The following is a 23,276-nucleotide window of genomic DNA, read 5'->3' as shown; positions in this document are numbered from 1 at the left end:
CTGGGTGCAGCGTACTTACAGCGCGCCAAACACTTTCTTCGCCAGGCTGGTCGCGGCGGCTGCCGGGTTCTGGCGAATGCTTTCTTCCTGTTGGGCAATCATCTTGAACAAACCGTCCAGCGCTTGTTCAGTCACGTAGTTTTCGACGCTGTCGGCCTTGCCACCGAGCAAGCCCATTGGGGCTTTTTTGGCGAGCGCGTTGTACTGCTGGGCGACACCGACCTTGTCTGTGGATTGCTTGACGATCGGCAGGAACTTGGCGCGGATTTGCTCACGGCTGCTTTTGTCCAGGTACTGGGTCGCCGAGTCCTGGCCGCCGCTGAGGATGCCCTTGGCGTCGCTTACGCTCATGTTTTTCACGGCATTCACCAGAATCGGCTGGGCCTGGGTCACGGCGGATTCGGCCGCTTTGTTCATGCTGGCTTCAAGTTGGGTGATCTGATCGCCCATGCCGAGCATTTTCAGCGCGCCGGAGGCTTTTTCCAACTTGCCGGGCAAGCCGATCTTGACCTCTGGGTTATTGCTGAAACCACCAGGAGCCCCCAGTTGCTTGACGGCAATCTGCGCGCCCTGGGTCAGTGCGTCCTTGAGGCCGCCGGTTGCGTCGCCCTGGGACAGATCGCCCAGGGACAGGGCCATGGCGTTGGCGCCTAGCAGCAGGCCGGCACACAAGGTGGTGAGGCGAAGAGAGGTACGGAGCATGGGCGCTTCCTTTTAGTCGACGGGATCAGTGGGCAACGGCGTCAACGCGCAGGCGAAGCGGCTGCGGATCCTGGCCGTTCAACTGCACCGAATGGCGCTCGGTGGTGATAAACATTAGCTTGCCATCCAGCTCGATGCGAGCGCTGACCGAATAGCTGTGGCCAGGCTTGACCTGTGCAGGGTCGTAGCTCAGGTGGAAGGGCAGCGGTACCTGCTTGCCATTGACCGGGCCTTTTTGCTCGGCCAGGGTGACGGCCGGTGCATCGGCCAGCGATACATCTTGCAGGCTCACGCTCAGGGTCGCGGTAGGTGGCAGGGCGATACGTTGCAGGTAGAACACTTCGCCATCAAGGCTGGCTTTAGGGGCAGGGTTCATCGAGTGACAGGCTCCCAGCAGGGCGGTCAGGCCCAGGAGAATGATTTTTTTCATGGTACAGCTCCTTGTCAACGGCGCCAGAAACACCCTGGCGCCTGGGTAAATCTAGCGGGTTTCGACCGGCTCGGCGTCCGGCGCGGGCGCTTCCTCGTTGCGGTGCAACGCCACCTGGCGAATCGACAGGCGAATTTCCGCCGGCAACACCCGTTTGGCCGCGCCTTCGGCCAACTCGCCGAGCAGGTCGTGGTAACTCAACTTACCGGCTTCATCGCGGCGCAGCACATCTTGCTCCAGCAACGTCTGAATGAAATGTCGGAAAAGGCTCTTATCGAAGAACTCCGGGGCATTCAAACCATGCAGGATCGACAGGCGTTGGGCCATGACCGTGCACAAGTCTTCCAGCTCTTCGGCGCTGATGCTGTTCTGGCCACTGTTGAGTAGCAGCGAAATGGCCATGTAGAAGCGTTGCAGGGTCTGGGCAATGCTCTTGGACAGCAGGGTCAGCAGTACAAAGTTGCGTGAGCTGGGTGCCGGGCGCAGGTAGATGTTGTTTTCAAAACGCAGCAGGCCTTGTTCTACGAGGGCTTGGAGCCATTGATCGACCACGGCGTCCAACTCGTCCAGGGACCAGCGGATAAACAGTTCCGACTGCAGGTACGGGTAGAGCGCGCGGGTGTAGCGCAGGATCTGTTCGCGGCTCATGCGCGAGCTGCTCTGGAAGAAACTGGCGAGCAGCGCTGGCAGGGCGAAGATATGCAGCACGTTGTTGCGGTAATAGGTCATCAGGACGGCGTTTTGCTCGTCCAGATACAGGATCTTGCCCAGGGCGTCGCTCTGTTCAGACAGCAGGTCCATGTCCTTGACGTGCTTGATCAGCGCCTGGCCATCGCCCTCGGGCAGCGTGGTGTGGGGCGAGTAGGGCACCCGGCGCAGCAGCGCCAGGTACAAGTCCAGCACCCGCGCCATGGCCTGGTCGTCTAGGGCCAGGCGGCTGGTAGACAACAGCGCCAGCGCCACCAGGTTGACCGGGTTGATCGCGGCGGCCTCGTTGAGGTGCTGGGCCACGCGTTCGCCGAGGCGGTTGGTGGTTTCATTGAGCCAGGCCGGCTTGTAGTTCGGTGCCAGTTCCTGGGCGCGCCAGTCCGGTTGTTCCTGGTCGAGGAACTCAGCCAGCTTGATCGGCTCGCCAAAGTTGACCGCCACTTGGCCAAAACGCTGTTTCAAGGCGCCAATGACCTTGAAGATATCGAAGATCGACTCTTTCTTTTTCGTCGCGCCACGCAGCTCGCCCAGGTAGGTACGGCCTTCCAGCACCCGCTCGTAGCCGATATACACCGGTACAAACACAATCGGCATGCGTGAGGAACGCAAAAAGCTGCGCAGGGTGATCGCCAGCATCCCGGTCTTGGGTTGCAGCATGCGCCCGGTCCGTGAACGTCCGCCCTCGACGAAGTACTCCACCGGAAAGCCCTTGGTGAACAGGGTGTGCAGGTATTCGTTGAACACCGAGGTGTACAGCGGGTTGCCCTTGAACGTACGGCGCATGAAAAACGCCCCGCCACGGCGCAGCAGGCTGCCGATCACCGGCATATTGAGGTTGATCCCGGCGGCAATGTGCGGCGGGGTCAGGCCGTTCTTGAACAGCAGGTACGACAGCAGCAAGTAGTCGATATGGCTGCGGTGGCAGGGCACGTAGATCACTTCGTAACCCTGGGCGACCTTTTGCACACCTTCGATATTGTTGACCTTGATGCCGTCGTAGATCTTGTTCCAGAACCAGCTCAGGACCACTTCGAGGAAGCGGATCGCGGTGTAGGTGTAGTCCGAGGCGATCTCGTTGCCATAGCGCAGGGCCTGGGCCTTGGCTTTTTCGGCCGTGATGTTCTCGCGCTCGGCTTCGTCGAGGATCGCCTGGCGTACCAGCGGCATGTTCACCAGGCCCTTGACCAGGTTGCGCCGGTGGGACAAATCGGGGCCGATCACCGCCGTTTTCAGGTTGCGAAAGTGTACCCGCAGGATCCGTTGGGCCATGCGCACTGTGCGTTCGTGGCCTTTATTGTGCTCGATCAATTCACGCAGGTTGATTGGCGCGGAGAATTGCACCCGAGTCTTGCGTCCCAGGATCAGGATGCTCAACAGACGGCGCAGGCGCCCGGTGACGGCCCAGCTGTCGGCGAACAGCAGTTTCCAGGGGCTCGACTCACTGGCTGGCGACTGGCCCCAGAACACGCTGACCGGGATGATCTGCGCATTTTCTTCGGCATGTTCGGTCAAGGTATTGACCAGGCGCGTCAGGGTCGGCGGTGCGCCGCGCTTGTCCTGGCGGCCGAGCCAGTCCGGGTCGGGGGTCAGGTAAAAGAATGCCGCCGGCTCCATCAATGGGCCAACGGACACCGGCAGCACCGGGCGTGGCAAGCCGGCCTTGGTGCACTCGGCATCCACCACGGCCAGTTCGGTCAGGGAGGGCGATTGCAGGACGTAGAACACCGGCCGGCTGCGGTCCAGGTTAAGGGTGAGGGACGACTGGTTGATCGTCTCGGAGCGAACCCAGAGGTACAGCAGTCGGCGCAAGGTGCCAAATACCAGACGGCGGAACGGGGAGCGGGTCATAGGCGTGCTGCTTTGAGTGGAAAAAACCGAGCAGGCGCTCGGGCGGGTAGTGTGCCGTATTCGCCGAAAATCGGCAAAAAAGCAGCGATGTAAACTTGAGTTGATCGTTTTTGAGCCTGTCTTATACTCGGCAGTTCAATGCGAGCGACTCAACAATAAAAAGCATGTGGGAGTAAACAGATGACAACGCGCGAAACCGGTAATGTGAAGTGGTTCAACGACGCCAAGGGTTATGGCTTTATCCAGCGTGAAGATGGCAAGGATGTGTTTGTACACTACCGCGCCATTCGTGGTGATGGTCACCGCTCACTGGCAGAAGGCCAGCAGGTGGAATACGCCGTGGTGACCGGCGAGAAGGGCTTGCAGGCGGAGGATGTGGTGGGCCTGTAGGCCGAGCGGTAAGTTTCAAGCGGCAAGCTGCAAGTGGGTTTGTCTTGTAGCTTGCCGCTTGTAGCTGTTTTTAAGCTGTCTTCCAGGTGATCTGTTCTTCACCGTCGGTGCTGATGCGGATCCAGGTATCAGCGCTTTCTTCGCCTTCTTCCTCGACCCACGTCCCCGGCGCGCAGCGCACTTCAACGTTCAGCGCGGCAAAGGCGGCGCGCGCGCAGGCGATGTCGTCGTCCCACGGGGTCTGGTCGCTTTCCAGGTACAGGCTGTTCCATTTGCCCACGGCTTTGGGCAGCCAGGTCACGGGCACGTTGCCGGCCTTGCACTTGTAGGTCTGGCCCTTCTGGACCCAGTCGGTACACGGCCCCAGGGCGGCGCCGAGCCAGGCAGCGATGGCCTTGTAGTCGACGTCGGCGTCCTTGAGGTAAATCTCGATATCGGGTTGGCGCATGGATGTTCCTCGTTGCGGGATTCGAAAATCCATTCGCGGATTCAGGTTGGGCATTGAATGCCCGGAAAGTCGGTTATTGAAGCACGAAATAGTCGTAGCGCATGGATACGGTGACCAGCAGCGGTTCGTCCTGCTCGATCACCTGGGCGCGGCGCTCGGCACTGGCACGCCAGCCGTGGGGCGTCATCGCCAGTAGGTTGGCGCGGTCCCTGGGCTCGGCCAGGCTGAGCTGGAACTCCAGGACCTCGCTGTGTTGCAGGCTCATGCCATCCGGCACCAGGGCCAAATGCTTGTCGTCGGTGTATTCGCGCACTTCGTCGTACAGGCGTTCGCGCAACTCCATCAGGTGGCCGCTGGTCGGGCCGACCTTCATCAAGCCGCCGCCCGGGCTGAGCAGGCGTTTGGCTTCTTGCCAGTCTAGCGGGCTGAACACACTGGCGAGGAATTGGCAGCTGGCATCGGCCAACGGCACACGGGCCATGCTGGCGATCAGCCAGGTCAGTGTCGGGTTGCGCTTGCAGGCGCGCTTGACCGCTTCCTTGGAGATATCCAGGGCATAACCATCGGCGCGCAGCAGGGCGTCGGCGATTTGCGCGGTGTAATAACCTTCGCCACAGCCGATATCCAGCCAGCGCTGGGGCTTGCGCTCGGCGGCAAGTGCCGCCAGGCGTTTGGCCACGGGGGCGTAATGCCCGGCATTGAGAAAGTCGCGGCGCGCTTCAACCATCGCCAGGTTATCGCCTGGGTCACGACTGTTCTTGTGCTGCACCGGCAACAGGTTCAGGTAACCCTGGCGAGCCCGGTCGAAACGATGCCCGGCCGGGCAGGCCACGCCGTTGTCCACTTCATTGAGTGGCGCGCTGCAAATGGGGCAAGCGAGCATCAGGCGAGCAACTTGATCAGGGTCTGGTAGTAGATTTCGGTCAGCACATCGAGGTCGCTGGCCAGAATGCGTTCGTTGACCTGATGGATCGTCGCGTTGACCGGGCCCAGCTCCACCACTTGGGTGCCGAGGGTCGCGATAAAGCGCCCGTCGGAGGTGCCGCCACTGGTAGACGCCTTGGTCTCGCGCCCGGTGATGGCCTTGATGCTGGCCGACACCGCGTCGAGCAACGCGCCCGGCTCGGTGAGGAACGGCAGGCCCGACAGCGCCCACTCCACATGCCAGTCCAGGCCATGTTTGTCGAGAATCGCCGCGACCCGCTGTTGCAGGCCTTCGACGGTGGACTCGGTGGAGAACCGGAAGTTGAACACCGCCGTCAGGTCGCCGGGGATCACGTTGGTCGCGCCGGTGCCGGAATTGAGGTTGGAGATCTGGAAACTGGTCGGCGGGAAGAAGGTGTTGCCGTCGTCCCAGTGCTCGGCGGCCAGTTCGGCCAGGGCCGGGGCGGCCAGGTGGATCGGGTTCTTGGCCAGGTGCGGATAGGCCACATGGCCTTGTACGCCGCGTACGGTCAGGGTGGCGCCGAGAGAGCCACGACGACCGTTCTTCACCACGTCGCCCACCAGGGTGGTGCTCGACGGCTCGCCAACGATGCACCAGTCCAGGCGCTCCTTGCGCGCGGCCAGGCGCTCGATCACGGCCTTGGTGCCGTGGTGTGCCGGGCCTTCTTCGTCGCTGGTGATCAGGAAAGCTACCGAGCCCTTGTGATCCGGGTAGTCCTTCACGAAGCGCTCGGAGGCGACGAGCATTGCGGCCAGGCTGCCTTTCATGTCGGCGGCGCCACGTCCACAGAGCATACCGTGCTCGTCGATCAGCGCGTCGAACGGGTCATTCTGCCAGGCCTGCACCGGGCCGGTCGGGACCACGTCGGTGTGGCCGGCGAAGCACAGTACCGGGCCTTCATGCTTGCCGTGGGTGGCCCAGAAGTTATCCACATCTTCGATACGCATCGGCTCAAGCGCAAAGCCGGCGTCGCCCAGGCGCTGCATCATCAGCTTCTGGCAATCAGCGTCGACAGGCGTCACCGACGGGCGACGGATCAGGTCGATAGCGAGTTGGAGGGTCGGCGAAAGGTCGGCGTGGGCCGTCATGGGGAAGCTCCGAAAGCGTGTTATGGGCGCAGGACGAATGTGGTAAAGCGGCGCAAATCCAATGTGGGAGCGGGCTTGCTCGCGAATACGGTGTGTCAGCCAATACATGTACTGACTGGCACACCGTATTCGCGAGCAAGCCCGCTCCCACATAAAGCAGGGCCTGAGCCATGCTCTGCAAAAGGGCCGTTATCTTATAGCAAAACGGCGACCAGAGGCCGCCGTTTAGTGGATTGCGCAAGTTTTTACGCCGCTGGGGCGGGCTCCACCACCGCTGCCGGTTTAGGCAGCGACGACAGGAACGCCATGATCAGCGCGGCGACATACGGCAGCGACTGCACCAGCAGCATCACCACCCAGAAGCGCATGTCATTGCTCGGTAGGCCTTGCACCAGGTAAATCCCCAGCGCCGCGCCCCACAGCAGCAGCATGATGAACATTTCTTCGCGGGCTTCGGAAATCGCGACCCAGAAGCCGTGGTTATCCGCGTTTTTCGGTGTGCGAAAGAACGGAATACTGGTGGTGAAGAAACCATACAGCACCGCCTTGGCAATGGTATGGGACAACGCCAATCCGGCCAGGGCCGCGCAGAACGCATCCTTGAGGTTCACGCCAACGGCGCGACGGTAGAGGAAGATGATCTTGCCGACCTTGAACACGAACAATGCCAACGGCGGGATCGCGAAAATCAGCAACGGCGGATCAACCCGCGTTGGCACAATGATCATCGCCGCCGACCACAACAGGGCACCGACGGTGAAGAAGATGTTCATGCCATCGGCCACCCACGGCAGCCAGCCCGCGAGGAAGTGATAGCGCTGGCCACGAGTCAGTTCGGTGTCCTTGCCGCGCAGCAGGCTGGCGGTGTGGCGCTTGATGATCTGAATCGCGCCATAAGCCCAGCGGAAGCGCTGTTTCTTGAAGTCGATAAAGGTATCGGGCATCAGGCCCTTGCCATAGCTGGTGTGGTAGTACGCAGCCGACAGACCTTTCTCGAATACCCGTAGGCCCAGCTCGGCGTCCTCACAGATGCACCAGTCGGCCCAGCCCAGTTCTTCGAGCACCGAGCGCCGGGTCATGGTCATGGTGCCGTGCTGGATGATCGCGTCACGGTCGTTGCGCGTGACCATGCCGATATGGAAGAAGCCCTTGTATTCGGCGTAGCACAGCTTCTTGAAGGTGCTTTCGTTCTGGTCGCGATAATCCTGGGGCGATTGCACCACGGCGATTTTCGGGTCGGCGAAGTGCGGCACCATGTGTTTGAGCCAGTTCGGCGATACGCAGTAGTCCGAATCGATCACCGCGATCACTTCGGCATCCTTGGCGGTATGCGGGATCAGGTAGTTCAGCGCGCCGCCCTTGAAACCGGCCAGGGGCGCGACGTGGAAGAACTTGAAGCGCGGGCCTAGCGTCTCACAGTAGTCGCGCACCGGTTCCCACACGGCAGGGTCCTTGGTGTTGTTGTCGATGATCAGGACTTCGTAGTCCGGGTAATCGAGGGAGGCCAGGGCGTCGAGGGTCTGTTTGACCATCTCGGGGGGCTCGTTGTAGCAGGGCACATGGATCGACACTTTCGGGCGGTAGTCCGAATCCCCCTCAACCGGCAGGAATTCACGCCGGCGTTTGTGGGTCCAGACCGCTTCCGCCAACTCATGAGCCTCGGTCAGCAGCACGATAAACACCCCGAGCGCACCAAGTGCCAGGAGGAAACCCACCGTCAGGCTGAACCAGGTGCTGTATTGCTGGCTGTAGTCGTAGCCGATCCATACCAGCACCGAGCCACACAGGAACGCGATAAAGGTCAGGAAGGTGCGGCCACGCTGGCGCAGGGCCGAGCCGTCGATCATCAGCAAGGTCAGCGACAACAGCGCCAGCACCACCGAGCCGATGGCCAGCACCCGCCATTGCGGAATCGCCACCACCGGGCCTTCGAAGTTGAATTTCTGCTGGCGCGCGGCGTTGAACACGCCCCAATAGGCGCCGACCGAGCCTTCATCACTGGCTTTCCAGGGTTGGTCGAAGGCTTCGATCACGAAGTAGTTGTAGCCCTGGCGATTCAGCTTGTTCACCAGGGTACGCAGGTAGATCGCCTGGTCGGCAGGGGACGCGTCCGCGCCACCGCGCATGCGGCCATTGCTCGGCCAGCCGACTTCCGACAGCAGCAGCGGCTTTTTCGGGAAGGTTTTCTTCAGATCCTTGGCGCGGTCGAGGACGAATTGCCCGGCCTGGGCCATCGGCACATGTTCCCAATACGGCAGGACGTGCGCGGCGATCAGGTCGACATGCTTGCCCAGTTGCGGGTTGTGTTCCCAGATGTGCCACTGCTCGGAGGTGGTCACGGGTACTTTGACGGCGGCGCGCACCCGGTCCAGCAGGACAATCAGCTCTTCGGGGGTGATCTCCTTGCGGAAGATCGCCTCGTTACCTACCACCACGCGGACCACGCTACGCGAGCTGTTGGCAATCTCGATGGCGCGCTGGATTTCCCGCTCGTTGCGCTCAAGGTCCGGGCTGATCCAGATCCCCAGGGTCACCCGCAGGCCGAATTCTTCCGCCAGCTTGGGGATATTCCCCAGCGGGCCGTCGACCGAATAGGTCCGGATGTTGTCCGTCAGCTTGCTCATGATCGCAAGGTCCTGACGCATCTGCTCGTCGGTCGGGTACTGGTCTTTCTGCGGGTACTGGCCTTGCTGGAACGGCGAGTAGGAAAAACCGGAGATTTGCTGTGGCCAGTTGGGGGTGGTGACCGGGCGGTTGATCAGCGCCCAGAAACCAGTGAACAGCGCGGCAATCGCCAGCACTACCACCAGGTTGAGTCCAAATTTACGCGATGACATAGCTGTTTCGGGTTCCAAAGGGTGTGGAACGAATGAAGGTGTCGAACGGCGCGCATCCTACACCGGCCCTTCCCTGACCGTACAGCAAGCCGGGAAAAACCGGGCATTGGGCAGCGAAAGCACTAGTAAGTTCTTTACTTATAGCTTGTAGCTTAGAACTTATCGCTGCGTAGCCCTATAATGCGCGCCGGTTTTTGGGGTAATGGTCATGAGTACAGAAGATCCACGGTTTGCAGGCGTCGCCCGTCTCTATGGCATTGAAGGCCTGGAACGTTTGAAAGCGGCCCATGTGGCCATCGTCGGCGTGGGCGGTGTCGGCTCGTGGGCGGCGGAAGCCATGGCCCGTTGCGGTGTGGGCGAAATTTCGCTGTTTGACCTGGACGATGTATGCGTCAGCAACAGCAATCGTCAGTTGCATGCCCTGGACAGTACGGTGGGCAAGCCCAAGGTCGAGGTAATGGCCGAACGCCTGCGCGCGATCAATCCCGATTGCACCGTGCATGCGGTGGCAGACTTCGTGACCCGCGACACCATGGCCGAGTACATCACGCCTGGCATTGATTGCGTGATCGACTGCATCGATGCGGTCAACGCCAAGGCGGCGCTGATTGCCTGGTGCAAGCGCCGCAAGATCCAGATCATCACCACCGGCGGCGCGGGCGGGCAGATTGATCCGACGCTGATTCAGGTGTGCGACCTGAACCGTACCTTCAATGACCCGTTGGCTTCGAAAGTGCGTTCCACATTGCGCCGCGACTATGGGTTCTCGCGCACCGTGACCCGCCATTACAGCGTGCCGTGTGTGTTTTCCACCGAACAGCTGCGCTACCCCAAGCCGGACGGCAGCATCTGTTTGCAGAAGAGTTTTGTCGGTGATGGCGTGAAGTTGGACTGCGCCGGCGGATTTGGCGCGGTGATGATGGTCACCGCGACGTTCGGCATGGTCGCGGCGACCAAGGCGGTGGACAAGATTGTGGCCGGGGTGCGCAGGCCTTCGGAACGGGTCAAGCCTGCATAAAACTCACGGCCTTGCGCCAACCAAAAATGTGGGAGCGGGCTTGCTCGCTCCCACATTTAGTGTTGTGTATGGCTCAAGTCGCGCATGCGTTGCAGGACTGCGTTCAGGCCATTGCTGCGCGACGGCGACAACTGGCGGGAAAGCCCCAGTTGGTTGAACCAGTCGGGCAGGTCGACCGCCTGTAACTCGTCCGCCGACAGCCCATTGACCCGCGCCAGCAGCAAGGCCACCAACCCGCGAATCAAGCGCGCTTCGCTGCTGGCAGCAAACTGCCAATGGCCGTCGTGCAGTCGCCCCACCAGCCACACCAGGCTTTCACAGCCTTGTACCAGATTGACGTCGACCTTATCGGCATCAGCCAATGCCGGCAGTCGCTCACCCCATTGCATCAGCATTCGTGCGCGTTGTTCCCAACTGCCAACGGCCTGAAAGGCTTGCAGCGCGGCCAGTGCATCCACTGGCAAGCTCATCGCAGCATGTCCAGGGCCTGATCCAGCGCTTCAAAGAAGCGCTCCAGGTCATCGGAATCGTTGTACAGCGCCAGGGAAACCCGGATCGCCCCCGAGAGCTGTAGGCGTTTGAGCAGCGGCATCGCACAGTGATGGCCGGCGCGCACGGCGATGCCTTGCTCGGTCAGCAAGTGGGCGAGGTCGGCATTGTGTACGCCCTCGACGACGAAGCTGGCCAGGGCCACTTGAGGCGCACCCAGCAGGCGCACGCCATTGCGTGCCCGCAAACCGCGCAGCAGATAGTCGTGCAGAGCCGCTTCATGGGCGATCACCGCCGATTGATCCAGGGAACTCAGGTAATCCAGGGTGGCGCCCAGGCCAATCACCCCGGCAATCGGCGGCGTACCGGCTTCGAAACCCAGGGGGGCGGGACGGAAGCTGGCACTCTGGTAATCCGCCTGTTGCACCATCTCGCCACCAAACTGCCAGTGGCGGAGCAAATGCAGGGCTTCGGTGCGACCGTAGAGCACGCCGACGCCATCCGGGCCATAGAGCTTATGGCTGGAAAACACATAGAAATCACAGCCCAGTGCCTGTACGTCGTGGCGCCCGTGGACAATGCCCTGGGCGCCATCGATCACGGTCAGTGCATCGTGGGCCTTGGCCAGCGCCAGCAGTTGCGGCAGGGGCTGCCAGACGCCCAGTACATTGGACAGTTGGCTCACCGCCAGCAAGCGGGTCCGCGGGCCGATAAGCTGGGCCGCGGCTTGCAGGTCGATCAAACCCTCGTCATCGAGGGGCAGCACCACCAGCTTCAGCTCGCGACGCTTGGCCAGTTGCTGCCAGGGCAGCAGGTTGGCGTGGTGCTCCAGGGCGCTGATGACAATCTCATCGCCCGGGTTGAAAAGGGGCTCAAGGCCATAGGCCAGGAGGTTCAGCGCAGATGTCGCGCCGTGGGTAAATATGATCTGCCCGCTGTCACCGACGTTGAGCCATTGCGCCACTTTGCTGCGACTGTCCTCGAACCCTTGAGTCGCATGGGCGCCCGGCAGATGCTGGGCGCGATGCACATTGGCTGCGCCATTGGCGTAGTAATGGTTCAGGGCGTCCAGCAGGGCTTGAGGTTTTTGCGTGGTGGCGGCGTTGTCCAGGTAGGTCTGGTCTTGCCGTTGCAAGGTAGCGATAGCCGGGAAGTCGGCGCGCCAAGGCGAGGGCACAAGCATGGTTTCAAGACTCATATGAACAGGCCGCGTTTTCGAGCGCGGCCTGTTCCGGTGGCATCGAGTCGCTGCTTAGTTGTGAGCGTGCAGCGCTGCGTTCAGTTCGATGGCCGACTTGTGGGTTTTGCACTCCACGGCACCGGTCTCGGAGTTACGACGGAACAGCAGGTCTGGTTGACCGGCCAATTCGCGGGCCTTGACCACCTTGACCAGTTGGTTCTGCTCATCGAGCAACGCCACTTTAGTGCCGGCAGTCACGTACAGGCCGGACTCCACGGTGTTGCGATCGCCCAACGGGATGCCGATACCGGCGTTGGCGCCGATCAGGCAGCCTTCGCCCACCTTGATCACGATATTGCCGCCACCCGACAGGGTGCCCATGGTGGAGCAACCGCCGCCCAGGTCCGAACCCTTGCCGACAAATACGCCGGCCGATACACGGCCTTCGATCATGCCCGGGCCTTCGGTACCGGCGTTGAAGTTGATGAAACCTTCGTGCATCACGGTGGTGCCTTCACCCACGTAAGCGCCCAGGCGCAGGCGTGCGGCATCGGCGATACGCACGCCAGCCGGTACCACGTAGTCAGTCATTTTCGGGAACTTGTCCACCGAGAACACTTCCAGCAGCTCGCCACGCAGGCGTGCTTCCAGTTGACGCTCGGCCAGTTCGCCGATGTCGATCGCACCCTGGCTGGTCCAGGCCACGTTCGGCAGTTGCGGGAACACACCGGCCAGGCTCAGGCCGTGGGGCTTGACCAGGCGGTGGGACAGCAGATGCAGCTTGAGGTAGGCCTCTGGGGTAGAGGTCAGCGCGGCATCTTCGGCCAGCAGCGTGGCGACCAACGGCTTGTGGCTTTCGGCCAGGCGCGTCAGCAGGGCGGCTTGGGTGGCATCTACATTTTTCAGGGCGTCAGCCAGTTGCGAGGCTTGGGCAATGGTGAAAGTGATGGCCTGGTTGCCTTCGCTATAGCCGAGGATCGGCGCGATGGCGGCCACGATTTCAGCCGAAGGATTGAGCAACGGTTGCGCGTAAAACACTTCCAGCCAAGCACCTTGGCGGTTCTGGGTGCCGACGCCGAAGCCCAGGCTGAACAGGGAATTGGACATGTTGTTACCTCTACAAAAATGAAATGGCTGGCCTACTTGAGGGCCGCCGAATAACTATCTGGCTTGAAGCCAATCAGGGTTCTGTCACCGAGATCGAGCACCGGGCGCTTGATCATCGAGGGTTGTGCGAGCATCAGTTCAATAGCTTTCGCCTGGTCGAGATCGGCTTTGCGTTCGTCTTCGAGTTTGCGAAAGGTCGTGCCTGCACGGTTCAAAACCACCTGCCAACCGTGCTCGTTGCACCATTGGGTCAAGTGTTCGCGGTCGATACCGGCCGTCTTGTAGTCATGAAACTCATAGTTGACAGCGTGTTCATCAAGCCAGGTGCGCGCCTTTTTCATGGTGTCGCAGGCTTTGATGCCGAAAAGGTGCAAGGTTTTACTTGAATCGGTCAAGGAACTGCCCCCTTTGGGCTGATGGAAACGTAGGATCACGGATTATGCCATGACCGAAGGGTTTCGGTGCCGCTCGTCACGCCTTACGTGATCGGGTGCGACTTATGTGCAACGGCCAGCCGGCAGCATAGGCGGCTAATATGGCACTTCAAAGGCGCGCTGTTGCCTGATGTGTGTCGTAGTAAGTCGATTGCCCGGGAACTCCGCGTTATGCAAACCGCCTACACCGTTCTTATCCTGCTGATGCTGGTCAGCGTTTCGCGTCTGGTCGGGCGTGTTATCCCACTGCCGTTGCCGTTGGTGCAGATTGTCGCCGGTGCCTTGCTGGCCTGGCCGACCCTGGGGTTGCATGTGGCCCTGGACCCCGAATTGTTTCTGTTCCTGTTCCTGCCACCGCTGCTGTTTTCCGATGGCTGGCGCATGCCCAAGCGCGAACTGTGGCGCCTGCGCGGGCCGATCCTGACGTTGGCGGTGGGGTTGGTACTGTTTACTGTGGTGGGCGCCGGTTACTTCATTCATTGGCTGCTGCCGAGCATCCCTTTGCCGGTGGCCTTCGCCCTGGCGGCCGTATTGTCACCGACGGATGCCGTGGCGGTGTCGGCTATTTCCCAGAACCGTTTGCCCACGCCCCTGATGCATATGCTTCAAGGCGAGGCCTTGATGAATGATGCGTCGGGCCTGGTGACGTTCAAGTTTGCCCTTGCAGCAGCGTTGACCGGGGTGTTTTCCCTGGCCGATGCCAGCCTGACCTTTGTGTTGGTGGCGGTGGGTGGCCTGGCGGTGGGCGTGGCGTTGAGCTGGCTGGTCGGTCGCCTGCGGGCCTGGATGATTGCCCGGGGCTGGGATGACCCGGCAACACATGTGGTGTTCATGTTGCTGTTGCCATTTGCCGCTTATGTGCTGGCGGAGCGTTTGGGCGCTTCGGGGATTCTGTCGGCCGTCGCGGCGGGCATGATGCAAAGCTGGCTGGACCTGCTGCCCCGCCAGACCAGTACACGTTTGCTCAACCGCAGTGTCTGGTCGCTGCTGGAGTTTGCCTTCAACGGTTTGATCTTCCTGCTGTTGGGCCTGCAATTGCCGGACATCATCAAGGCGGTGGTCAGCCACGAGCCAACCCTGTGGCCGACCTTGCTCTATCGCTGCCTGGATGTGGTCGCAATCTTCCTGGTGCTGCTGGTGTTGCGGTTTATCTGGGTGCAGAGCATCTGGCGCCTGTCGGGCCTGCTGCGACGCCTGCGTGGTAAAAGCGAGTTGACGTTGGTGCCGACGGCGCGTTCCTGCTGGCTGTTGACCGTGGGCGGCGTGCGTGGGGCGGTGACCCTGGCCGGTGTGATGTCGGTGCCGTTGCTGCTGGCGCCAGGCGAGGTTTTTCCGGAGCGCGATCTGCTGATTTTCATCGCAGCCGGGGTGATTCTGCTGTCACTGGTGGCGGCCTGCATTGCATTGCCACTGTTGCTGCAAGGTATTGAAAAAAGCCCGGACGACAAGCGCCGCGGCGAGATCCGTGATGCCTGGAAAAAAACCGCCGAGGCTGCTATTCATGCGCTGGAGGCCGAAGAAGCCAGCGAGCCCCAGGATGCTGCCCAGGCCGCATTGGCTGCCGAACTCAAGGCGCGGATCATGTCGGAATACCGCCATCAACTTGACGTGTTCAACGACTCGGCCGAAGCCCAGGCGCTGGCGCTGCAGATGGACCAACTGGAACGCAAATTGCGGCTCAAGGCCCTGCGGGCGCAGCGTTTGGAACTGTATAGCCTGAGCCGTCATCACCAGATTGGTGATGACGTGCTGCGTGAAGTATTGGCGGACCTGGATATGAGTGAGGCCAATCTGGGCGCTCAGAAATAGTCACGAGAGGCCTTGTTCAATTCGCCCCGGTTATTCGGGGGGTGTACAGTCTTCTGATCGCCTCCTGGTCGCCTTTGGAGAGGGATATGTTCTCAGAGCCTGCATGCCCGTTCTCGGTCAATTGTGCAGGGAAGGCATAGTGCATCACTGACTTGGGGTCGTAAGGCGTGATCTGCAAGTCGGGACCGGAAACGGGGTCGAGTATTTGCCCCTGAACGATCTCTTCGGGGTAGGCGTCGCTGACAAAATAGTCATGCACCGCTTGTTTGTTCCATTGCAGGGTGTTTTGCGGGTGTTGATGCTCATGCAGCAAGCCTAGGGCATGGCCGAACTCATGCAAGGCATTCGCGCGAAATAGCTTCGAGTTTTCCGTTCTTTCCAGGTGCAGGGTGGGCTCGTTTTCATCTCGCCATAAAGCGTCTGTACCGATGGCGGACCAGTTGCCTTTTATGTTCTCGTCATCCGAGACACGAATATCCCCCTGTTTCCCGTCGACGACTTCAAAGCGCAAGCCGGGCGTGTGATGGGCCCATTCCTTGAGTGCATCGACTACCAGGGCTTTGCTTTTTTTATCTTTCAAATCCAACGCTACTGTAATGGTGCCGGCCGGCCAGCGTTTGGAGGTGTCTGCGACGCCTCTTTTCTTTCGTTCTGCACGTTCGGGAGCTGTGTTGTCGCTGAGGCGGGCAGGGTGGCGGATGGGAATGTTGGGAGATAGCGGGGTTATCAGGCTCATGCTCTTTACTCGCCGCAGGGTTGTTGGGGGGGAGTTAAAAGTGGGGCATATCAATTGAGTCAGGAGTTCACCAGTTTCCTGATGGCGGTATTCAGCAGCTTGCCCAGCAATGAGTTATCTGCTGGATAAACCGACTGGATAAAGTCTTTATCGCCCTCAGACAGTTGGGTGGGCTTGGAAATCGCTTTTTCGTCGTTGACTAACGACTTGGGAAAACCGTAATGCATGATGGAGTCTTGGTCGTAGGTGGAAAGCTTGACCTCACTGCGTGGGAACGGCCTGATGATGTTGTGATTAGCCTCGTGCCGTTTTTTTCCTAGTGACTCATACTCTTTGTAAATCTGCGCTTTATTGAGATCCAGCGTGCGGTCAGGGTGTTGGTGCTCATGCCTCAAGCCTAGGGCGTGGCCGAACTCGTGCTGTATCGTGGCGGCCACTGAGGCTGGCGACCTGGCAAAACCAATGCTCATGGTCGGTTCTGGTACGGGTACGCGCTGTGCATCGGTACCGACCCGTGACCATGCGGCTTTGGTTTTATTGTCGGCAGTGATTCGTATATCGCCGTCGGGCTTGTCGGTGAACTTGAAGAACAGGTTGGTGTGCGGCGCCCATTTTTTGATGTTGTCCTTGATGACCTGCTTCTGTTCTGCAGTCATGTTCAGCAAAGAGATCTTCAGCACTGAATGTTGCGGCCACGTTCTGTCCAGGCTGGCGACGCTGCGCTTGTTTCTGGTGAGATGGGGCTCGGTGAGTTGCGATTGTTCGCCGAGAGGTTGTTGGGAGGGCGTGACGGGCGAGATAGTAATTGTCATGAGCGTGCACCAAGCAGCTGAAAACAGTTAGCCATTGGTGGGGCTTCAAGCTTTTGTGTTCCAACTCAAAGGTATGCAGATGTTGGCCGCTCCCGTGCAGGAGCGGCCTAGGGTCATCAGCGGCGGCGCTGGATGAAGTTGCGAATCCGCTCTGCGGCTTCAACACACTCGGCCAGTGGCGCAACCAGTGCCAGGCGCACTCGGCCGGCACCTGGATTGAAACCGTCCACTTCCCGTGACAGGTACGAGCCCGGCACCACCGTCACGTGCTCCTCCACGAACAGGTCGCGGCAGAATGTGGTGTCGTCACCCTCGACGTTCGGCCACAGGTAGAAACCACCGTCAGGGTTCTGTACGTCCAGCACCGGCTTGAGAATCGCCAGGACGGCCGCGAATTTTTCCCGGTACAGATCACGGTTGGCCAGTACATGGGCCTCGTCCTGCCACGCGGCAATGCTCGCCAGTTGGGTTTGCACCGGCATCGCACAGCCGTGGTAGGTGCGGTACAGCAGGAAGGCCTTGAGGATCTCGGCATCGCCGGCCACAAACCCGGAACGCAGGCCTGGCAGGTTGGAGCGCTTGGACAGGCTATGGAACACCACGCAGCGCTTGAAATCCTGGCGACCCAGTTCCACGCAGGCGCTGAGCAGGCCTGGCGGCGGCGTCTGTTCGTCGAAGTACAGCTCGCTGTAGCACTCGTCGGCGGCGATCACGAAGTCGTATTGGTCGGCCAGGGCGATCAGTTTTTTCAGGACTGCAACGGGGATCAGGGCACCGGTCGGGTTGCCTGGGGAGCACAGGAACAGGATCTGGCAGCGTTTCCAGATATCCGGCGTCACCGCATCGAAATCTGGGTTGAAGCCGTTCTCATCCAGGCACGGCAGGTAATGCGGCTTGGCCCCGGCGAGGAACGCTGCGCCTTCGTAGATCTGGTAGAACGGGTTCGGGCTGACCACCAGGGCATCGTCGCCACGGTTGACCACGGTCTGAGTGAAGGCGAACAGCGCTTCACGGGTGCCATTGACCGGCAGGATATTGCGCGCCGGGTCCAGCCAGCCCTTGGGCACATTGAAACGACGTTCGCACCAGGCACCAATCGCCTCGCGCAATGCGGGAATGCCCAGGGTGGTCGGGTACACCGCCATCTGGTCGAGGTTGGTGGCCAGGGCCTGGGCAACGAAATCCGGGGATTTGTGCTTGGGTTCGCCGATGGACAGGGCAATCGGGCGCTTGTCCGGGTTCGGCGTGACGCTACCCAGCAGGGCACGCAGTTTCTCGAACGGGTAGGGTTGCAGCTGGTTCAGGGCGTTGTTCATCGCAAATCTCGTTCAATTCGGTTGAAAGCATGCGGCTTGCCAGGCAAAGCCATTCAAATGTGGGAGCGGGCTTGCTCGCGAAAGCAGAGTGTCAGTCGATGCTTCATTGACTGAATCACCGCATTCGCGAGCAAGCCCGCTCCCACATAAGCCAGGTTCCACTGGACTGGCCGGGTGTTCATAGGGTCAGGCGCGTCAGCTCGACTCCGGGTTCCTGGTTCACGCTCAATTGCGCGACGATGGCGTCCTGCAAGCGGCGGCACAATTCAGGGTCGGACAGGGGTTGGTTGTCGGCGTCGGTAATAAAGAACACGTCTTCGACCCGCTCGCCCAAGGTGGCAATCTTGGCGTTCTGCAGCGACAGGTCGAACTCCAGGAAAATCCCGCCGATCCGTGCCAGCAGGCCAGGGCGATCCGGTGCGCTGAGCTCCAGTACCGTCACGGGGCGCTGGGCGTCGTTGTGGATGGTCACCTGTGGCGCAAAGGCGAAGTGCTTGAGCTGGCGCGGCACCCGTCGCTGGATAATGGTCGGGTAGTCGTCGGGGTTGCGCAGGGCTTCGGTCAGGCCTTCACGGATCTTTTTCACGCGCTCGGGGTTGTCGCCGATGGACTCGCCTTCGGTGTCGAGCACGATATAGGTGTCGAGGGTGAACTGGCTGCTGGAGGTAATGACCCGTGCATCATGAATGTTCAGGTTGAGCTGGTCCATTGCGGCCACGGTCACGGCGAAGAAGTCATGCTGGTCCGGGGCATAGATGAAGATCTGCGTACCGCCTTCGAATTCGCGCTGGGTGGTTTCCTTGATCAACACCAGCGGGCCGCCGTCGGCCGGTTGCTGGAGGATGGCATCGGTATGCCAGGCCACGTCGCCGGCGGTGTGACGCAGGAAATAGTCATCGCCCAGTTGGGACCAGAGCTGTTCGACATCATCCGGGTCATTGCCGCCGCGTACCAGGATATCCAGGGCCGCGCTCTGGGTGCGGCGGATCTGCTCTTCGCGATCCACCGGGTTTTCCAGGCCCCGGCGCAGCGCGCGCTTGGTCTCGGTATAAAGCTGGCGCAACAGGCTGGCGCGCCATGAGTTCCAAAGGGTCGGGTTGGTGGCATTGATGTCGGAGACGGTCAGCACGTACAGGTAGTCAAGACGGGTTTCGTCGCCGACGATCTGTGCAAAGTCGTGGATGACCTGCGGGTCGGACAAGTCCTTGCGCTGTGCGGTGGTGGACATCACCAGGTGGTTCTGCACCAGCCACACGATCAGGCGGCTGTCCCACTGCGGCAGTTGGTGGCGCTGGCAGAAGGCTTCAGCGTCCACTGCGCCGATTTCCGAATGGTCGCCATGCCGGCCCTTGCCGATATCGTGGTACAGGCCGGCCAGGTAGATCAGCTCAGGCTTGGGCAGCTTGGCCATCAACTTGCTGGCTAGCGGGAATTTCTCTGACACCTGGGTGTATTGCAGCTTACGCAGGTGCTTGATCAGGTTCAGGGTGTGGGCGTCGACCGTATAGATGTGGAACAGGTCGTGTTGCATCTGCCCGACGATAAAACCGAACTCCGGCAGATAGCGCCCAAGGATGCCGTAGCGGTTCATGCGGCGCAGGTTGCGGTGGATGCCGATCTTGCACTTGAACAGTTCGATAAACAGGCTGGTATTGCGGATGTCGTGGCGGAACTCGTCATCGATCAGATGGCGGTTTTCCCGCAGCAAGCGGATGGTATCGGCGCGCACGCCCTTGATTTCCGGTTGCTGGGCCATCAGCACGAAGATTTCCAGCATGGCAAATGGCGTACGCTTGAACACGTAGTCGTTACGCGCCTCGATATAGCCGTCGTGCAGTTGGAAGCGCGCGTTGATCGGTTGCGGCGGCGCTTCGTCCTCGGGGGCCAGGATCACTTCTTCAAAGTGCTGGATGATCAGGTCGCTGAGCTGGGCGATGCTCATGACCACCCGGTAGTACTGCTGCATGAAGCTTTCGATGCTGGTCTTCGCGTCCTCGCCCTCGAAGCCCAGTAGGGCGGCGATGGAGCGCTGGTGGTCGAACAGCAAGCGATCTTCGGAGCGTCCGGCCAGCATATGCAGGGCATAACGCACTTTCCACAGGAACTCCTGGGACGAGGCCAGCAGGGTGTTTTCGCTCTCTACCAAAAAGCCTTCGCCGGCCAGGGCACGCAGGTTCAGGGTGCCGTACTGGCGACGGGCCACCCACAAGATGGTCTGGATGTCCCGCAGCCCGCCAGGCGAGCCCTTGACGTTGGGTTCCAGGTTGTACTCGGTGTCGTTGTACTTGTGATGTCGGGCTTTCTGCTCGGCGCGCTTGGCTAGGAAGAACTCCTTGCTCGGCCACATATGCGCGGTGCTGGTGACTTCCAGCATGCGCTGGCGCAGGCGCTCGGGGCCGCAGATGGTGCGGCTTTCCATCAGGTTGGTGACCACCGTCAGGTCGGCGCGGGCTTCTTCGGCGCATTCATCCACCGAGCGAACGCTCTGGCCAACTTCCAGGCCGATATCCCACAACAGCGTCAGAAAACGCTCGATGGAATCGCGAAAGATCTCGTGGTCGGCACTGTCCAGCAGGATCAGCAGGTCGATATCGGAGTAGGGGTGCAGTTCGCCCCGGCCATAGCCGCCGACGGCCACCAGGGCAATATCGGCGTCCTCGCTCCAGTCGAACTGTTCCCAGGCCTTTTGCAGAATGTTATCGACGAACCAGGCGCGATCCTCGATCAGCCGGCGGATGTCCCGGCCGCTGCGAAAGCGCTCGTCGAGTACCTCGCGGGCCTGGCGGATGGCCTTCTTGAAGGCGGCAATCGGGCTTGCCTTCAGTGCCAGTTCCGCCTGGAACTGGCCACGGTCGAAGAGTTCGGGATCCACCTGGGGCATCGATCGGCTTTCCTTTCTATCTATCTGGAGGTCACAGCGTTGCTATCTGGAAAGCCCGCTGCAAGCATCAGGCCGAAACGCGGGGAATCGTGTCATCGGCGCGCAGGGTGAAGATCTCGTAGCCTGTCTCGGTGACCAGCAGGGTGTGTTCCCACTGCGCCGAGAGCTTGCGGTCCTTGGTGATGGCGGTCCAGCCATCGCCCAGTACCTTGGTGTCGGCCTTGCCCTGGTTGATCATCGGTTCGATGGTAAAGGTCATGCCCGCCTTGAGCTCCATGCCGGTGCCGGCGCGGCCGTAGTGCAGGATCTGTGGTTCTTCGTGGAACACCTTGCCGATGCCATGCCCGCAGAATTCGCGGACCACCGAGAAACCGTTCTTTTCGGCATGTTTCTGGATCACTTCGCCGATATCGCCCAGGCGGCAGCCCGGCTTGACCAGCTCAATGGCCTTGTACATGCATTCCTGGGTGACCTGGGACAGGCGTTCGGCCCAGACCGGCACGTTGCCGACGTGGAACATGCGGCTGGTATCGCCGTGGTAGCCGTCCTTGATCACGGTGACGTCGATGTTCAGGGTGTCGCCGTCTTTCAGCGGCTTGTCGCCCGGGATCCCGTGGCAGACCACGTGGTTGATCGAGGTGCAGATCGACTTGGGGAAGCCTTTGTAGTTCAGTGGCGCGGGGATGGCTTTCTGCACGTCGACAATATAGTCGTGGCAGATGCGGTCCAGGGCTTCGGTGGTCACGCCGGGTTTGACATGTTCGGCAATCATTTCCAGAACGTCGGCAGCCAGTTTGCCGGCAACGCGCATGCCTGCGATGTCTTCGGCGGTTTTCAGGGTAACGGTCATACAGGCTCTCTCTAGCGCGACGCGCTGAAATCAGTACGGTTTACGGGCGTGCGACAAAAAGGTGCAGCGTTCGCACAAGCCCAAAAAACGCGATTCTAACAGACGCAAGGTGCAAACCATGAGTGTCTGGCTATCGCTTCTCTCTATTAGGTGTGGGTATTTACACCCGATTCAATGGCTTGGGTGGCGACGACGGGAGGTAAGTGCGATTGCGGGTTTCGTTTTTGTCGTTGCTGTGGTATAAAATGCGCCGCTTTCCGGGGATACCCCGCAAAGCTTAAATCCACACACGTGTCGACACGATGACCTGGGTGCCGGAGGCCTTGAAGCCGCTGGTTGGTCATTGGGATACGTGGAGGCCAAACCCGACTTATTAAGGAACTATCATGTCCCAAGTCAACATGCGCGATATGCTGAAGGCCGGTGTGCACTTCGGTCACCAGACCCGTTACTGGAACCCGAAAATGGGTAAGTACATTTTCGGCGCGCGTAACAAGATCCACATTATCAACCTTGAAAAAACCCTGCCAATGTTCAACGAAGCTCTGACTTTCGTAGAGCGCCTGGCCCAGGGCAAAAACAAGATTCTGTTCGTCGGCACCAAGCGTTCCGCTGGCAAGATCGTTGCTGAAGAAGCAGCACGTTGCGGTTCGCCGTACGTCGATCACCGCTGGTTGGGCGGCATGCTGACCAACTTCAAAACCATCCGTGCTTCCATCAAGCGTCTGCGTGACCTTGAAGTGCAAGCCGAAGACGGTACTTTCGCCAAGCTGACCAAGAAAGAAGCGCTGATGCGCTCCCGTGACCTGGAAAAGCTCGATCGTTCCCTGGGTGGTATCAAGGACATGGGCGGTCTGCCTGACGCACTGTTCGTTATCGACGTTGATCACGAGCGCATCGCGATCACCGAAGCCAACAAGCTGGGCATCCCGGTTATCGGCGTAGTCGATACCAACAGCAGCCCGGAAGGCGTTGACTACATCATCCCAGGCAACGATGACGCAATCCGCGCTATCCAGCTGTACATGGGTTCGATGGCTGACGCTGTAATCCGTGGCCGCAACAATGTTGGCGGCGGCACCGTAGAGTTCGCTGCTGAAGAAGCACCGGTCGCTGCAGCTGAGTAATTGACGCCCTGGCGTTGACTCAGTAAGCAAAAAGGGGGCTTGGCCCCCTTTTTGCCACCTCGAAAACCATTTGTGAGCGGCACAGCTACAGCATCTGTAACGTGCAGCGGTTAACAAGGG

20 protein-coding genes are annotated in these 23,276 nt (G+C 60.4%); 4 read left to right on the top strand and 16 right to left on the bottom strand.

Annotated features, from left to right (window positions below; genetic code table 11):
• Window positions 1-15 precede the first annotated feature (15 nt).
• From KL786_RS12215 to plsB, 3 genes are read right to left on the bottom strand one after another with little or no spacing between them, the layout of a single operon-like run.
• Window positions 16-702: a DUF4197 domain-containing protein gene (locus tag KL786_RS12215; protein WP_032858183.1), complete on the bottom strand. Its 687-nt coding sequence runs from the start codon at window positions 700-702 to the stop codon at window positions 16-18.
• A gap of 25 nt (window positions 703-727) precedes the next feature.
• A complete protein-coding gene (locus tag KL786_RS12210) occupies window positions 728-1,132 on the bottom strand; it encodes a YbaY family lipoprotein (protein WP_029300136.1) in 405 nt (134 codons plus the stop codon).
• A 51-nt stretch (window positions 1,133-1,183) separates the two neighbouring features.
• Complete coding sequence (plsB, locus tag KL786_RS12205; protein WP_215517749.1) at window positions 1,184-3,688, bottom strand: glycerol-3-phosphate 1-O-acyltransferase PlsB; 2,505 nt, start codon at window positions 3,686-3,688, stop codon at window positions 1,184-1,186.
• A gap of 180 nt (window positions 3,689-3,868) precedes the next feature.
• On the opposite strand from plsB, the gene KL786_RS12200 reads away from it, so the two are divergent.
• Entirely contained in the window at window positions 3,869-4,078 is a 210-nt protein-coding gene (locus KL786_RS12200; RefSeq protein WP_065886074.1) for a cold-shock protein, read from the top strand.
• A gap of 70 nt (window positions 4,079-4,148) precedes the next feature.
• Here the strand turns inward: KL786_RS12200 and KL786_RS12195 are convergent, their stop codons facing one another.
• From KL786_RS12195 to KL786_RS12180, 4 genes are all read right to left on the bottom strand, one after another.
• On the bottom strand, window positions 4,149-4,526 hold the full coding sequence (locus KL786_RS12195; protein ID WP_215517748.1) for a hypothetical protein: 378 nt from the start codon (window positions 4,524-4,526) through the stop codon (window positions 4,149-4,151).
• Window positions 4,527-4,599: 73 nt separating this feature from the next.
• Complete coding sequence (locus KL786_RS12190; RefSeq protein WP_032858179.1) at window positions 4,600-5,409, bottom strand: putative RNA methyltransferase; 810 nt, start codon at window positions 5,407-5,409, stop codon at window positions 4,600-4,602.
• Complete coding sequence (dapE, locus tag KL786_RS12185; RefSeq protein ID WP_029300128.1) at window positions 5,409-6,560, bottom strand: succinyl-diaminopimelate desuccinylase; 1,152 nt, start codon at window positions 6,558-6,560, stop codon at window positions 5,409-5,411. The genes KL786_RS12190 and dapE overlap by 1 nt, the downstream gene beginning before the upstream one ends.
• Window positions 6,561-6,805: 245 nt before the next feature.
• The gene (locus tag KL786_RS12180) at window positions 6,806-9,397 is read right to left on the bottom strand and encodes a glycosyltransferase (protein ID WP_215517747.1); all 2,592 of its coding nucleotides are present in this window, start codon (window positions 9,395-9,397) and stop codon (window positions 6,806-6,808) included.
• A gap of 202 nt (window positions 9,398-9,599) precedes the next feature.
• Between KL786_RS12180 and tcdA the strand changes: the two genes are divergently transcribed.
• Window positions 9,600-10,415: a tRNA cyclic N6-threonylcarbamoyladenosine(37) synthase TcdA gene (gene tcdA, locus KL786_RS12175; RefSeq protein ID WP_215517746.1), complete on the top strand. Its 816-nt coding sequence runs from the start codon at window positions 9,600-9,602 to the stop codon at window positions 10,413-10,415.
• 56 nt (window positions 10,416-10,471) lie between these two features.
• Here the strand turns inward: tcdA and KL786_RS12170 are convergent, their stop codons facing one another.
• The 4 genes from KL786_RS12170 to KL786_RS12155 all read right to left on the bottom strand — a co-directional run bounded on the left by KL786_RS12170 (window position 10,472) and on the right by KL786_RS12155 (window position 13,532).
• Window positions 10,472-10,885 carry a SufE family protein gene (locus KL786_RS12170; protein ID WP_215517745.1) on the bottom strand — a complete coding sequence of 138 codons (414 nt, stop codon included), beginning with the start codon at window positions 10,883-10,885 and terminating at the stop codon, window positions 10,472-10,474.
• Window positions 10,882-12,087, bottom strand: coding sequence for an aminotransferase class V-fold PLP-dependent enzyme (locus KL786_RS12165; protein WP_215517744.1), 1,206 nt, complete (start codon window positions 12,085-12,087; stop codon window positions 10,882-10,884). The genes KL786_RS12170 and KL786_RS12165 overlap by 4 nt, the downstream gene beginning before the upstream one ends.
• Window positions 12,088-12,156: 69 nt before the next feature.
• Complete coding sequence (gene dapD, locus KL786_RS12160; protein ID WP_215517743.1) at window positions 12,157-13,191, bottom strand: 2,3,4,5-tetrahydropyridine-2,6-dicarboxylate N-succinyltransferase; 1,035 nt, start codon at window positions 13,189-13,191, stop codon at window positions 12,157-12,159.
• Window positions 13,192-13,223: 32 nt separating this feature from the next.
• Window positions 13,224-13,532, bottom strand: coding sequence for an arsenate reductase (locus tag KL786_RS12155; RefSeq protein ID WP_229689212.1), 309 nt, complete (start codon window positions 13,530-13,532; stop codon window positions 13,224-13,226).
• A gap of 264 nt (window positions 13,533-13,796) precedes the next feature.
• On the opposite strand from KL786_RS12155, the gene KL786_RS12150 reads away from it, so the two are divergent.
• Window positions 13,797-15,434, top strand: a complete 1,638-nt coding sequence (locus KL786_RS12150) for a Na+/H+ antiporter (protein ID WP_215517742.1) — start codon at window positions 13,797-13,799, stop codon at window positions 15,432-15,434.
• 16 nt (window positions 15,435-15,450) lie between these two features.
• On the opposite strand, the gene KL786_RS12145 is transcribed toward KL786_RS12150, so the two are convergent.
• From KL786_RS12145 to map, 5 genes are all read right to left on the bottom strand, one after another.
• Window positions 15,451-16,170 carry a M12 family metallopeptidase gene (locus KL786_RS12145; RefSeq protein ID WP_215517741.1) on the bottom strand — a complete coding sequence of 240 codons (720 nt, stop codon included), beginning with the start codon at window positions 16,168-16,170 and terminating at the stop codon, window positions 15,451-15,453.
• 59 nt (window positions 16,171-16,229) lie between these two features.
• Window positions 16,230-16,982 (bottom strand): M12 family metallopeptidase, encoded by a 753-nt coding sequence (locus tag KL786_RS12140; RefSeq protein ID WP_215517740.1) that lies wholly within the window; start codon window positions 16,980-16,982, stop codon window positions 16,230-16,232.
• Between the two features lie 116 nt (window positions 16,983-17,098).
• Window positions 17,099-18,298, bottom strand: coding sequence for a succinyldiaminopimelate transaminase (gene dapC, locus KL786_RS12135; protein ID WP_215517739.1), 1,200 nt, complete (start codon window positions 18,296-18,298; stop codon window positions 17,099-17,101).
• Between the two features lie 178 nt (window positions 18,299-18,476).
• The gene (locus KL786_RS12130) at window positions 18,477-21,179 is read right to left on the bottom strand and encodes a [protein-PII] uridylyltransferase (RefSeq protein ID WP_215517738.1); all 2,703 of its coding nucleotides are present in this window, start codon (window positions 21,177-21,179) and stop codon (window positions 18,477-18,479) included.
• A gap of 67 nt (window positions 21,180-21,246) precedes the next feature.
• A complete protein-coding gene (map, locus tag KL786_RS12125) occupies window positions 21,247-22,029 on the bottom strand; it encodes a type I methionyl aminopeptidase (RefSeq protein ID WP_032858167.1) in 783 nt (260 codons plus the stop codon).
• A 386-nt stretch (window positions 22,030-22,415) separates the two neighbouring features.
• Between map and rpsB the strand changes: the two genes are divergently transcribed.
• Window positions 22,416-23,156, top strand: coding sequence for a 30S ribosomal protein S2 (gene rpsB / locus KL786_RS12120; protein ID WP_029297291.1), 741 nt, complete (start codon window positions 22,416-22,418; stop codon window positions 23,154-23,156).
• Window positions 23,157-23,276 lie beyond the last annotated feature (120 nt).

This window comes from Pseudomonas sp. TAE6080 (assembly GCF_018732265.1).
GTDB classification, from domain to species: domain Bacteria; phylum Pseudomonadota; class Gammaproteobacteria; order Pseudomonadales; family Pseudomonadaceae; genus Aquipseudomonas; species Aquipseudomonas brenneri.
The sequence above is the reverse complement of the archived record's forward strand: the minus strand, read 5'-3'. Positions and strand labels throughout refer to the sequence as shown.